Genomic DNA, 12,927 nt, shown 5'->3' with positions numbered 1-12,927 from the left:
TGGCCCAATATAAAAGGGGACTTTTTCAGTGCCCTCCATTTTAGATGCGCTCCTTTTTTACATAATATTTAACTATTAGTTATTTCACTTGGATTCCATATATTCTTCCCCAAACATCGGTTATAGTCCAAATTGTAGAATAGAATCGAAGTTTATTTGTACCTTTTGGATCAAACTTTACCTCGTTATATGTTATTCCATTTTTTAATTTTAAAAGCCGTAATTCATCCTTTAAACTCTTTCGACCATATAATTGGATTTTTCCATCTTCATCAATTACTAATCTAATGATGGGCACTTCTTTTCTTTCACTATCATTAACCCAGTATATTTGGTCTATACCAGTGCCAGATTTCCCATACCAAGTTCCATCACTAAATTCAACGTCTGATTTTAGATAATCTTCGAAGTTAATTTCTTTGGAGAAAACAGCTTTGTCATTTACATATAATTGAAAGGAATTATCTAAATAGAATATATCCAATTGTGCTCCAAATGTTGGATTTGTCAGATTAACCGTATATTCCACATGCTTGTCTCCGTTTCCTCCTTTTTGATAATATTTAAAATAAGGATTGTTACTAGGATCCAAAACCTCTTGTGTAGGAGGTACATAAAATGTTAATTCCAAGTTGTATTTTACGCCTGGCGTAAGTTTCAGATTTTCAACGATAATATTTCCTCTTGTAATATTACCAATAGTTAGTGACTCAATTATTAGCTGTCCAATCTCTCCTGTTGCAGGAGAATTAACCACTGTCGGTGCTGTTGTTTTAATTTGTGTAATATTAGAATTACTAGCAATGGTTGGAAATATAACTTCTCCTCCTAAAGCTTTCTTATTCATACCTGTAATAGTCTCGTTCGAAACTTTAAATTTCGTTTTTTCGTATGCAGGTTTGATAAAGCTGGCGTTACTGATACCTTTTATTGATGTATACTGGCTGTTCTTTCGTCCAGCTTTATAATCGTAGTAATCTGACTGAAAGTATGTCTAAATTTAATTTTGAGTGTGTTTTTACTTCTTGCGGGAATGAACATTTCCCCTTTAAAAAACATGAAATCGACATCTGCATTTAATATTTCCGCAGTATTTATATTTTCCTTATTGGATAAATAGCTTGGAAAATTAGTTTTGTTATTATTTGAGTATGCTACGAATATATAGTCCTTGTTCCCGACTAATTTTAATATCAGCAGCATTTGCTTCTTGCCCACGTGTGTAAGTTGCTGAATCAACTAATTTTCCTGATTCTTTTTCAAATGCATATAATCTATATCTCACTCCCAGGTCTACTGGTTTTGTCACCTTTTCTGCTAATTTATTAGATTTGAAATCGGTGTTAGTAGCATATTCTGGAGTAAGAGAAACTGCGCATTCCAAACCGCCGCTTGCTGTCGAAAGTGTCTGCGTATTTGAATTGTTATTTTCTTGGGTAAATCTGGCAATTGCCTTCTTGTTCCCAGACAGACTTTCTTCTTGAGTAGTGATCTCAGGAAGATTTATACTAACTAAAGCATATCCTTTAGGTAGGTTAAGTATTTGATTGTCAATTTTTTCCTCTTTTTTCCTACAAGAAGTGCTCAGTAAAAGAACTAATGCTATTGCTAAAAAATTAATATATCTCTGATGCATGATTTTTTAATATAATAAGGTTACCACTCAAAATATCTTTTGTCGTCGGCACCGATTTCCCATTCTTCCATGACATCTTCTTCCATGCTTCCCACACGTAATGTGGAGGATGCATTCGCAATACATTCTTCGATAAAAATATCGTGTACTTGTGCTGTTGGCTTATGGTATATTCTTTTCATGCAACAAAGATGTATGAAGAAAATATAATTTTGAATAAGTTGCGAAGAAAGTTTTTATAACCTGTAGTTGGTATGCTACCGTAATATAGTTGTTTAATTTTTTATTATTAATTAAAATTATTTAATTAATAAAACTTACTTAAACAATATTGATTTTTTGTTTGATTCTTTATCAAGTATATGTATTGCTTATACAGAGAAATTGGTGTTTACAGCACAGTAAGAAATAGGCTTGATGAGTAATTTGCTATTTCGTTTCCAATATAAATTATAACTAATTGGATAGAAGGTGTTTAATAATTATCCATAATTTTCTTGTGTGAATTATGACGTAAACTACTAATTTATACTTTCTTTCAAATTATTATTTTACAAAATCACTTGTATAGGTGAGTTAAGTAGCAAGGTTATTATCTAATAGGAGCTGTTTATTTGAGATATAAGAATATTCTTATTCTGGATAAGAAAGTGTACTGGAAAGTTTAAAAGATTGCTGCAACAGTAAACAAGAAAAGAAAATTATATATTAAGCATTAAAATATATGTTGCAATTCTTTTAAATCAACGATCATATGGGGTACATCTGCTGGTTTTTCTGCACCTAATACATTAAAATATATAGCATCTAACCCTGCATTCAGTGCGCCGCGTATATCGGCGTCGAGATTGTCACCAATCATAATAGATTTTTCTTTTTGGGCTTCGCCGTTATTTACAGCATAATCAAAAATACGAGGATCAGGTTTGTTTACACCAAAAACTTCGGATATAACAATGGTTTTGAAATATTTGCGGAGATCACTATGATTCAGTTTAGTTTCGCAGGATTCTTTAAAACCGTTAGAAATAAGATGTAATGAATATCTATTTTGAAGATATTCTAATGTTTCAATTGCATTTGGGAACAGATTAGTCTTTGTTGGACAGATTTTTAAATATTCCTCTTCAAAATCCACTGGAAAAAGTTCTGGATCAACACCCAATTGGCTGAAGGTATGGGCAAATCGTAATTTGCGCAACGTAGGTTTGTCAATTTTGCCGTGGTGATACAATTCCCATACGCGGTGATTGTTGATCGTGTATGTTTCAATGAATTCATCCGAATTAGGTCTGTTGAAAAGCTCATCGAATTTATATACATAATATAATTCATGTAAGGTTTCCTGAGCATTGCGGTCAAAATCCCAAATCGTATGGTCTAAATCGAAGAAAATATCTTTTTTATCCTGAAACATATGCAAAGATATAAAATGTATTGCTAAGCCTATGAATTGGGTTTTTCTTCTTAGTGTCATAAAAAGTGAGCGGTTTTATAATGCTGTGATATTTGAGTATTTTTGTTGAAATAAAAGATATGAGAAGAGCTCTATTTTGGTTTTATGTATTAGCGTTTTACGCCATCTGCCAATTATTCGCTTGGGGATATATGTTTATCAAATATGTTCCTGATCGTAAAGGTATGATCATAGGAGAGGGGATGATTTTTATTCTCATCTTTATTTTGGGTATTATACGCCTGAAAAACCACTTGGAAAAAGAACGAAATTATTCACAGCAACAACATAATTTCCTGTTGTCAGTGACGCATGAATTGAAGTCGCCATTGGCTTCAGTAAAACTTTATTTACAAACCATTCTAAAAAGAGACTTGGATCGTGAGCAACAAAAGTCTTTCTTATCGAACTCGTTGAAAGATATAGAAAGATTGGACTATCTGGTGGAAAATGTGCTGTTAGCAACTAAACTCGAGAATAGAAGCTTTAATCTTCCGAAAGAAGATTTTGATTTTTCGTCATTAGTGCATGAGGTGTTAGATAGATTGCAAAAGAATTCCTGCAAAACAGAAATGCTGCGTGGAGATGTAGAACCGAATATTATCTTACATGCTGACAAATTTGCAATAACCAATGTGGTGAATAACCTGGTGGAGAATGCTATAAAATATTCGCCGCCATGTGCTACTGTAGAAGTGAAATTGCATAAAAAGGATAACGATTTAGTGTTTACGGTAGCAGATCATGGGCAAGGTATTGCAGATGACGAAAAAAGACTTATTTTTAATAAATTCTACCGCGTTGGAAATGAATCGACCCGCAAAACCAAAGGAACTGGTTTGGGGTTATATATAGTAAAAACCGTTTTACAAAAACATAATGCTACGATTAGAGTGAAGGAAAATCAGCCTTCAGGTAGTATTTTTGAAGTAATTTTTGAAAATTATGCAAGCTAAACAAAGAATACTATTAGTCGAAGACGAAGAACATTTGTTGGAAGCTATCAAACTTAATTTAGAATTAGAAGGTTACCGTGTAACTACAGCTACAGATGGAAAAAAAGCGCTTAAGATCTTCAAAGAAGAGCGTTTCAACCTGATTATACTGGATGTCATGATTCCTGAGATTGATGGTTTCCAGGTTGCTGAAACTATTCGTTTGCAAAATACAGAAGTGCCTATTATGTTCTTAACTGCTAAAAATAGCAGTGAAGATCGCATTACAGGTTTGAAAAAAGGTGCAGACGATTATTTGGTGAAACCATTTAATTTGGAAGAGTTGATTCTTCGTGTTGGCAACTTAATACGTCGTGGAATGAAGCCAGAAGATTTGAAAGAATTGAATTCGTACACTATTGGCGATAAAACAATTTATTTCAATTCTTTTGAATTACACCAGGCAGATGGAACGATTACTTCTTTGACAAAGAAAGAGACAATGCTATTGAAATTGTTGATTGAACGTCGTAATGAAGCTGTTTCGCGGGAGCAGATTTTGGAAACAGTGTGGAATTACGATGTGTATCCTTCTACGCGTACTATCGATAATTTCATCTTGACATTCCGAAAATATTTCGAGCCAGATCAAAAACATCCTATCTATTTCCATTCTATCCGTGGAGTAGGTTATAAATTCACCGACAACGGCGAGGCATAGAACGTTATAATGAATACTAGAATTCGATTGATTATTATAGCTGTAGCTGTAATTGCGTTGGCTTATTGTGTAGTTTCAGGATATTACAATTACTGTGTTTATATTCTGGGATTAATAGGTTATATCGTGTGGAGCGAGTATCGTGATGGCACAGTTTTTCTGGCTACCCAAGCCTTTCATAAGCAGGATTACGAGAGAACAAAAGAGCTTTTGGCGCAAATTAAAAATCCAGATCATTTACGTAAGGGAAGAAGAAACTTCTATGAGTTCATGATGGGAAATATCGCCTTGAAAGAGAATAAGATTGAAGAAGCGGAATATCATTTTCAGTTGGCTTCACGCTTACCTTGGCGTAAGGATCATGAAAAGGCGATGGTATTAATTAATCTTGCAAATATCAATTTACGTAAAAAGGATTACGAAAGAACTGAGGCTTATCTGGCTGTAACCGATAAATTGGCCCTTACGGAAAGACAGAAAGATATAGTTCAAAAAATTAAAAACGAAACAGAAAAATATAAATAAGAGCATAGTGAGTACGACTTTACAAAACGATTTGTTTATTAAAGCTGCCTTGTCGCAGCAAACGGAAAGACCTCCAGTATGGTTTATGCGTCAAGCAGGACGTTTCATGCCGGAATATTGGGAGATTAAAAATAAATACACGTTCTTGGAGATGTGTAAAACTCCTGAAATTGCAGCGGATGTAACCATGTTGCCAGTGGATTTGTTGGGGATTGATGCAGCAATTTTATTTTCGGATATTTTGGTGACTGCTGAAGCAATGGGAGGAGATCTTTCATTTGAACAAGGTGTAGGTCCTCGTTTTTCAAATCCTGTTCGTTCGCTTGCTGATGCTCAAAAATTAGCAGGCGCAGAAAGTATTGACAAATTGCAATATGTAGCTGATGCGATCAAAGAAATTCAAAACCGTCTTAACGGTTCTATTCCTTTGATTGGTTTTGCAGGTGCTCCTTTCACGATTTTAAGTTATTTGGTAGAAGGTGGTTCAACTCGTGATTTCAAACGCACGAAATTGATGTTGAACAATGAGCCTGAATTAGCTCACCTAATCTTGCAAAAGATTGCCGACCTAACTATTGCGTATTTAAATATGCAAATTGAGGCGGGTGTGAATGCTGTCCAGTTGTTTGATAGTTGGGCTGCGGCTTTATCATGGAATGATTACAGAGATTTCTCACACAAGTACAATAAGTATATTTTGGATAACCTAAAACGTACTGTTCCTGTTATATCCTTCGCTAAAGGAGCTTCGGTATTTGCGCCATTAATCGTGGAGTCAAAACCAGATGTAATTTCGGTAGACTGGAATGCAGATTTATTAAATCTGAAAAAATCATTGCCTGAGGTTATGGCGGTTCAAGGAAATTTGGATCCATTTATTATGTATGCGGATAAACCTGTTATCAAAAAGAAAATTCATGAGTTGTTCGAAAGAATGCGTGGTGAAGCAGGGTTTATTTGCAACTTAGGTCATGGTATTTCTCCAGATATGCCGTTTGACCATGTTAAATTCGCGATTGACACGATTAAAGAATTTAGATATTAACGAATATTGATTTTTTATGTTAAGGAGCAAAGGAAGACTTTGCTCTTTATTATTTTTAAGGTATTCGGGTTATATTTTATAATTTTGAAGGATAATACTACGCAATGATATACTTATACGCAAAAGCCATTCACATTATATTTGTAGTCTGCTGGATGGCGGGTTTATTTTATATGCCTCGCTTGTTTATCTACCATACAGAAGCAAAAGATAAAGGTCAGGAAGCATACGACATATTGCACAAGCAGTTTACTATCATGGAAAATAGATTGTGGTGGGTAATCACTACTCCAGCGATGTATTTTACTGTTGCAGCCGCTTTAGTTATGTTACATTTCAATCCTGCTTTACTTACTATGGGTTGGATGCAGATTAAATTAGCCTTTGTGGTCGGGTTGATCTTTTATCATTTCAAATCCCAACAAATCATGTACCGCTTACGTGATGACAAGTCTACTTGGACATCTGGACAGTTGCGTATGTGGAATGAAGTTTCTACTATTATCTTATTTGCGATAGTTTTCTTAGTAATCTTAAAATCGACCTTTAATTGGATTTTTGGCGTGGTAGGATTATTAGGATTGGCAATCTTGTTGATGGTTTTGATTAAAGTCTATAAAAAATATAGAAAGTCAAAAGGAGAGAAGGTAGATTAATCTTATCAATGTGGTTAAAAACTTAGGTTTTATTAAACCTTTTAAGATTTTTATGCTCATATATGCATAAACTTAATTTATGAAAAAAATCTTTTTACTTTTTACCTTATTCTTTCTTTTGGGAATAAGCCTTTCTAAGGCTCAACTTAGAAAAGAGAAATCTGCAGTGTTATCTGTTTTATCCGAAAATGAACCTTTTGTTCTATATGTGGATAATGTTCCCTATAATCAAACTCCCACTAATGCAATAAGGATAGAGGAAATATATAAACGCTCTGTGACTATACGATTGGAGATGAGTCGTAGAGGAAGAAGAGTAGCTACAGAGAAGGTAGTAGATTTATATAGTGAAAATGGTTATTTTTTAAATGTATCCTATAATGTTTCTAAAGAAGGTACTGCAAAATTAATTTTATGGAGTCTTTTTCCAGCAGGTGATTTTGCTCATCCTAATTTTGATAATGTTGGTGCGTATGTTTATGGAAAACCTAATCAATTAATTTTTAGTCACAGGCAGCCTGGTTATGACTTTATTACCTATTCTGACAAAGACTTTGCGGATTTTATCAAAAGTTTAAAGAATCAATCTTTTGATAGTGATAAGTTGAAATTTTTAGATGCCATGAGCCCTGATATCCACTTATCTGTTAGTCAAATTGAAGCTATTATGAAACAATTTTCATTTGATGATGGAAAGTTAAGTGTCGCTAAGAAATGCTATAATATTTGCTTTGATACACAAAATTATCATAAATTGACTGCGATATTTTCTTTCTCTTCTTCGAGAAATAATCTGATAGATTATATTGCAAAATCCAATCGTAGATAATAAAAAACTGAGGGCGTAATATAATTTATATATTACGCCTTCGAATTATATGCCGTAGCACAAATATTTTATTTCCATATATTCGTCCAGTCCGTATTTAGAGCCTTCCCGACCAATTCCAGATTGTTTGATACCTCCGAAAGGTGCTGAAGCATTGGAAATCAATCCTGTATTTATGCCAATCATTCCCGCCTCTAATGCTTCACCTACACGTTGGCAACGGCGGACATTTTCACTGTAAAAATATGCTGCTAACCCAAAAGGTGTATCATTGGCTTTTTGTATGGCTTCTTCTTCTGTTTTAAATTTGAATAAAGCACAGATAGGACCAAACGTTTCTTCAGATTGAATCAAAGCATCGTCAGAAACATCAGTCATCACTGTAGGAGCGAAGAAGTTTCCTTCTATTAGTTTTCCTCCAGTAAGAATTTTTGCACCTTTACTTACTGCATCTTCTACGTGTTGCGTTACTTTTTTTACCGCACTCGCATTGATTAAAGGTCCAACTTGGCTGTTTTTTGCTAAGCCATCAGCTACTATAAGATTCTTAACAGCTTGTGCTAATTTTTGAGAAAACTCTTCGTACACGGATTCCTGAACAAAGAATCTATTGATAGAAACACAAGTTTGTCCTGCATTACGGAATTTGCCTGCAACAGCACCTTTGACTGCTGCATCAATATCTGCATCATCGAACACAAGGAATGGAGCATTGCCCCCCAGTTCAAAAGAAACACGTTTGATAGTTTCTGCTGCTTGAGCCATTAAGGTGCTTCCTACCTCTGTAGAGCCTGTAAAAGTCAATTTGCGAACCAATGGATTGGTCGCTAATTCTTTTCCTAATCCTTTGCTGTCTTTACTAGTAACCACTGAAAATACGCCTTTTGGCACACCTGCCATTTCACATATTTTTGCTAAGGCAATAGCTGTAAAAGGTGTTTGAGAAGCTGGCTTCAACACCATCGTACAACCAGCCATTAAAGCAGGAGCTAATTTGCGCGAAATCATGGCTAAAGGGAAATTCCAAGGCGTAATAGCTGCAACTACTCCTACACCTTGCTTAATAGTAGAAATGCGTGTTGTTCCATTCATAGAAGGAATAGTTTCGCCATAGGAACGTTTTCCTTCTTCCGCAAACCATTCCACAAAAGCATTACCATAGTCTACTTCACCTAAGGATTCTGACAACGGCTTACCAGACTCTAGCGTCATTATTTCAGCTAGCTCTTGTTTGTGCTGAATTGTTAGCTCATATATTTTACGAACAATAGCACAGCGGTCTCCGACAGGAGTATTTTTCCAAGATAGCCAAGCTTCATGAGCGGATTCTATTACTTTTTTACAATCTTCAACTGTTAGATTAGGAAGGGTACCTATACTTTTATTTGTTGAAGGGTTAATGATTTCAAATGTGTTTTCACTTGAAATAAATTCCCCATTAAGATAGGCTTCTTGTATAAATAGACTATTCTTCATGTTTTACAAACGTTCAATAAATGGTAAAGTTTGCTGTAAAAACAAAAAGAGGATATTATCCTCTTTTATTTATTATAAGTTTTTCAAAATGGTATGACCCATTCGATCTCTTTTAGTTTTTAGATATTCCTCGTTGAAAGGATTAGGTGTGATCTCGATAGGTACATTGTCTACGATTTCTAAACCATAACCAATCAGTCCAGCACGTTTAGTAGGGTTATTGGACATCAAGCGCATTTTAGTTACACCCATATAACGTAAGATTTGCGCACCGACACCATAATCTCTTAGGTCAGCTTTGAAGCCTAATTGAATATTAGCGTCTACAGTATCCACTCCGTCTTCTTGTAATTTGTAAGCGTGCAGTTTGTTAATTAAACCTATACCACGGCCTTCTTGGTTCATGTATACAATAACACCTTTACCTTCTTTTTCGATCATTTCCATCGCTTTGTGCAATTGTGGTCCACAATCACAACGACATGATCCAAATATATCTCCAGTCACACAAGAACTGTGTACACGTACCAACACAGGCTCGTCTTCTTGCCACTCACCTTTATAAATTGCCAAATGCTGTTCGCCTGAATTCTTTTGAGTGAAGGCTTTCATTTTGAAGTCACCAAATTCAGTAGGCATATGTACAGATACTTCTTCTTTAATCAACGTGTCGTGTTTTAATCGGTATTCGATTAAATCCTCGATACTGATAATTTTAAGATCAAAGCGTTTTGCTACTTCTATTAAGTCGGGAAGTCTAGCCATTTCGCCATCATCTTTTAATATTTCCACCAAAACACCTGCAGGTTCGAATCCTGCTAATCGCGCTAAATCTACTGATGCTTCCGTATGTCCAGTACGTCTCAATACACCACCATCCATGGCGATTAATGGAAAAATATGTCCAGGACGACCTAATTCTTCTGGTTTTATATTAGGATCAATTAATGCTTTAATAGTTTTTGAACGGTCCGAAGCAGAAATACCTGTCGTACAGCCATAACCCTGAAGGTCTACCGATACTGTAAAGTTTGTTTCATAAACTGCTGTGTTTTGCCCTACCATAGGATGTAGGTTCAATTCTTCACAGCGTTCTCTTGTCAAAGGAGCACAAACCAATCCTCTACCATGAGTAGCCATAAAGTTAATAACTTCAGGCGTAGCATTGCGCGCGGCTGTTACGAAATCACCTTCATTTTCACGGTCTTCATCATCCACCACAATGATTACTTTCCCTGCTTTAATGTCTTCAATAGCTTCTTCTATGGTGTTTAATTTTATATCCATCGATATATGATATTTTTCGCTAAGTAAATAAGATTTTATGAATTTAGTATAAGGACAAAGTCAAATTCGGAATCAGGCTCTTAATTTTTTACCTCCAAATTTACTCTTCACCCATTCCCATGCACGTTCGGCTTTAAGCTTATATTGCGCCGAGTCAAATAGGGTGGAGTCTGTCGTAGACTTATAAGTCAAAAATGCGGCAAGCGGTGCCAACACGATGATAGCCATCCACATGCCCCAAAATGGTGTTATAGCGCCATCTTTTGCAGATTTTTCAGCTACAGTAGAAATGATATGGTATATTAAGAAAAATATAATAGACATCACTACAGGTGCTCCCAAACCTCCTTTACGTACGATAGCGCCAAGAGGTGCGCCGATGGCGAAAAGAAGTAAACACGACACAGCTAGTGTAAATTTACGATGCCATTCTACATCGTACTTGATGTCTTTATCAACTAATTCTTTGTATGTGCTTCCTCTAATAAATGTAGCATCACGGAACATCTGTAAACTACTAATAGCACTATTAATTACAGATCTTCTATTTTCAAGTGGAATATAGCTGATAATATCTGTAGTATCTTTAATCTTGGCACGCTGCATTGCTCCAGTATTATAGTACGGAGAAGTAAATAGCACATGCGATTTTAGTTCTGCAGCATTAGCTAGAGCAATACTATCAATTTGCATTTGAGTTGTATCCGATTTTAATTTGAGCTGTCTCAAATTCATCATCTGATGGTGACCTTTGAAAAGATTTTCATCGGTACGTTTCATGTCAAATGCAGACATGTCAAATTTTGTTTCAGTCTCTCTGAAATAGAAACGTGTAAACTGTTGGCGCGGATCGTAATTAGTAGCGTTTTGTTTTCTGGAATCTTGATATTGTACTCCGTTAATAAGTTTCAAGATCAGGTAATTTTGGTCACGGGAATTGTACATATAACCTGTGTCGGCCATAAGCACATTGCTTCCTGAAGAACCATTAGTTTGATTATAAATAGTTAAATTATACAGTTCTTTTCCGTCTTTGGATTTGTTTTTTGCTCGAATAGAATAATTCGGAATAGAACTATTGAAAATACCAGGTTTGATTAAGAAATCCGCTTTTTTCTTTGTTACATCCCAAAGTAAAGAGCCCATTTTCAAATTCACTACTGGTAAAGTATAATCCGAAAATAAAAAGGAAGAACCTGCAAATATGCCGACCAAAATAAATAGCGGAGCCATCGCCTTACGTAATGAAACCCCTGCTGCTTTGATGGCGACTAATTCATAGCTTTCTCCCAAATTACCAAAGGTCATAATAGAAGAAAGTAACATAGAAAGCGGCAAAGCCATGGAGAGTTGAACCGCACATTGGTATCCGATTAATTCGAGAATAACGTGCCATTCTAGACCTTTACCTATTAGGTCGTCGATGTATTTAAACAAAAAAAGCATCAGCAGAACAAACATCACAATACAGAATGTGACAATGAATGGTCTAATGAATGCTTGTAATATTAAGATATGTATCTTTTTCATGTAAACTTCACTTATCCAAATGCATTATATAAGAATAAGATTGGATACAAAGATACGTAATTTTTATGCACCAATTACACTTTGTAAATAGCTAATTGAGTTGTTCCAGATTTTTTTTCTTTCTTCCAAATCTTCATCTTTAACAAAGTCAACGATGGATAAAGATACGTCGTTGGTCAACTCATCTTGGTTGATTTCCAACTCAAAATAATTGGGCTCGTCGTCCAACCATTTAAATTTAACGGATTTGTTTTCTTTTACAGCAGCAATCTTCGCGCGATGAGATTCATTATCCCAAATGAATTCATAGATTCCGTCATGATAATTCACATCATCAGCAAACCATTGAGCCAATTCATTTGGCTCCACGAGAAAAGGGTACAGAATGCGCGGAGAAGAATTAATCATATATTCAAGTTGAATTTTTGTTTTTTCTGACATATCTCTGCTTATGTTTTTTAAGTTTATTTAATCATTGATTTCTGTAAGTATACATATTTTTATTTTAATTGTATAGTGTCGAAAAGAAATTTTATAAAATCCATTATTTTAAATTTATATAGCGCATTCATTTTTAACGATTTGGGCGTTTTTTAAGCTCTAAAGGATGATTTTTCATCAATAAAAATGAAAAAAATACTTGTAAAGTGAAATGATGTTGCTATATTTGCATCACCGAAACGGCGGGGTAGCTCAGATGGTTAGAGCGCAGGATTCATAACCCTGAGGTCGGCAGTTCGATCCTGCTCCCCGCTACTACAAAAAGCTTCAAGGAAACTTGAAGCTTTTTTGTGTTTATAGACTTCTTAAGGCTGTTTTTGGATGTTCTGA

At 35.1% G+C, this 12,927-nt stretch carries 14 protein-coding genes and 1 tRNA gene; 7 read left to right on the top strand and 8 right to left on the bottom strand.

Annotated elements, in window-relative coordinates:
- Positions 1-79: 79 nt before the first annotated feature.
- From G5B32_RS15815 to G5B32_RS15800, 4 genes are all read right to left on the bottom strand, one after another.
- A complete protein-coding gene (locus G5B32_RS15815; RefSeq protein ID WP_165292465.1) occupies positions 80-847 on the bottom strand; it encodes a hypothetical protein in 768 nt (255 codons plus the stop codon).
- 294 nt (positions 848-1,141) lie between these two features.
- Positions 1,142-1,636 (bottom strand): hypothetical protein, encoded by a 495-nt coding sequence (locus tag G5B32_RS15810; RefSeq protein WP_165292464.1) that lies wholly within the window; start codon positions 1,634-1,636, stop codon positions 1,142-1,144.
- A 20-nt stretch (positions 1,637-1,656) separates the two neighbouring features.
- Positions 1,657-1,818, bottom strand: a complete 162-nt coding sequence (locus G5B32_RS15805) for a hypothetical protein (RefSeq protein ID WP_165292463.1) — start codon at positions 1,816-1,818, stop codon at positions 1,657-1,659.
- Between the two features lie 533 nt (positions 1,819-2,351).
- Positions 2,352-3,053: a YjjG family noncanonical pyrimidine nucleotidase gene (locus tag G5B32_RS15800; RefSeq protein ID WP_165292466.1), complete on the bottom strand. Its 702-nt coding sequence runs from the start codon at positions 3,051-3,053 to the stop codon at positions 2,352-2,354.
- Between the two features lie 119 nt (positions 3,054-3,172).
- Between G5B32_RS15800 and G5B32_RS15795 the strand changes: the two genes are divergently transcribed.
- The 6 genes from G5B32_RS15795 (at position 3,173) to G5B32_RS15770 (ending at position 7,803) form a co-directional block, all read left to right on the top strand.
- Complete coding sequence (locus tag G5B32_RS15795; RefSeq protein WP_165292462.1) at positions 3,173-4,048, top strand: sensor histidine kinase; 876 nt, start codon at positions 3,173-3,175, stop codon at positions 4,046-4,048.
- Positions 4,038-4,748, top strand: a complete 711-nt coding sequence (locus G5B32_RS15790) for a response regulator transcription factor (protein WP_165292461.1) — start codon at positions 4,038-4,040, stop codon at positions 4,746-4,748. The genes G5B32_RS15795 and G5B32_RS15790 overlap by 11 nt, the downstream gene beginning before the upstream one ends.
- Positions 4,749-4,757: 9 nt before the next feature.
- Entirely contained in the window at positions 4,758-5,273 is a 516-nt protein-coding gene (locus tag G5B32_RS15785) for a hypothetical protein (RefSeq protein ID WP_165292460.1), read from the top strand.
- Between the two features lie 7 nt (positions 5,274-5,280).
- A complete protein-coding gene (hemE, locus tag G5B32_RS15780; RefSeq protein ID WP_165292459.1) occupies positions 5,281-6,318 on the top strand; it encodes a uroporphyrinogen decarboxylase in 1,038 nt (345 codons plus the stop codon).
- 104 nt (positions 6,319-6,422) lie between these two features.
- Entirely contained in the window at positions 6,423-6,974 is a 552-nt protein-coding gene (gene hemJ / locus G5B32_RS15775) for a protoporphyrinogen oxidase HemJ (RefSeq protein ID WP_165292458.1), read from the top strand.
- Between the two features lie 79 nt (positions 6,975-7,053).
- Complete coding sequence (locus G5B32_RS15770; protein ID WP_165292457.1) at positions 7,054-7,803, top strand: DUF4476 domain-containing protein; 750 nt, start codon at positions 7,054-7,056, stop codon at positions 7,801-7,803.
- Between the two features lie 45 nt (positions 7,804-7,848).
- On the opposite strand, the gene G5B32_RS15765 is transcribed toward G5B32_RS15770, so the two are convergent.
- The 4 genes from G5B32_RS15765 to G5B32_RS15750 all read right to left on the bottom strand — a co-directional run bounded on the left by G5B32_RS15765 (position 7,849) and on the right by G5B32_RS15750 (position 12,537).
- Complete coding sequence (locus G5B32_RS15765) at positions 7,849-9,279, bottom strand: NAD-dependent succinate-semialdehyde dehydrogenase (RefSeq protein ID WP_165292456.1); 1,431 nt, start codon at positions 9,277-9,279, stop codon at positions 7,849-7,851.
- Positions 9,280-9,351: 72 nt separating this feature from the next.
- Positions 9,352-10,566, bottom strand: a complete 1,215-nt coding sequence (locus G5B32_RS15760) for a bifunctional 3,4-dihydroxy-2-butanone-4-phosphate synthase/GTP cyclohydrolase II (RefSeq protein ID WP_165292455.1) — start codon at positions 10,564-10,566, stop codon at positions 9,352-9,354.
- Positions 10,567-10,638: 72 nt separating this feature from the next.
- Positions 10,639-12,096 (bottom strand): LptF/LptG family permease, encoded by a 1,458-nt coding sequence (locus tag G5B32_RS15755; protein ID WP_165292454.1) that lies wholly within the window; start codon positions 12,094-12,096, stop codon positions 10,639-10,641.
- A gap of 63 nt (positions 12,097-12,159) precedes the next feature.
- Positions 12,160-12,537, bottom strand: coding sequence for an START-like domain-containing protein (locus G5B32_RS15750; RefSeq protein ID WP_165292453.1), 378 nt, complete (start codon positions 12,535-12,537; stop codon positions 12,160-12,162).
- 241 nt (positions 12,538-12,778) lie between these two features.
- On the opposite strand from G5B32_RS15750, the gene G5B32_RS15745 reads away from it, so the two are divergent.
- A tRNA-Met gene (locus tag G5B32_RS15745) sits at positions 12,779-12,852 on the top strand.
- Positions 12,853-12,927 lie beyond the last annotated feature (75 nt).

It is taken from the genome of Sphingobacterium sp. SGL-16 (genome assembly GCF_011043515.1).
Classification (GTDB): domain Bacteria; phylum Bacteroidota; class Bacteroidia; order Sphingobacteriales; family Sphingobacteriaceae; genus Sphingobacterium; species Sphingobacterium litopenaei.
The sequence above is the reverse complement of the archived record's forward strand: the minus strand, read 5'-3'. Positions and strand labels throughout refer to the sequence as shown.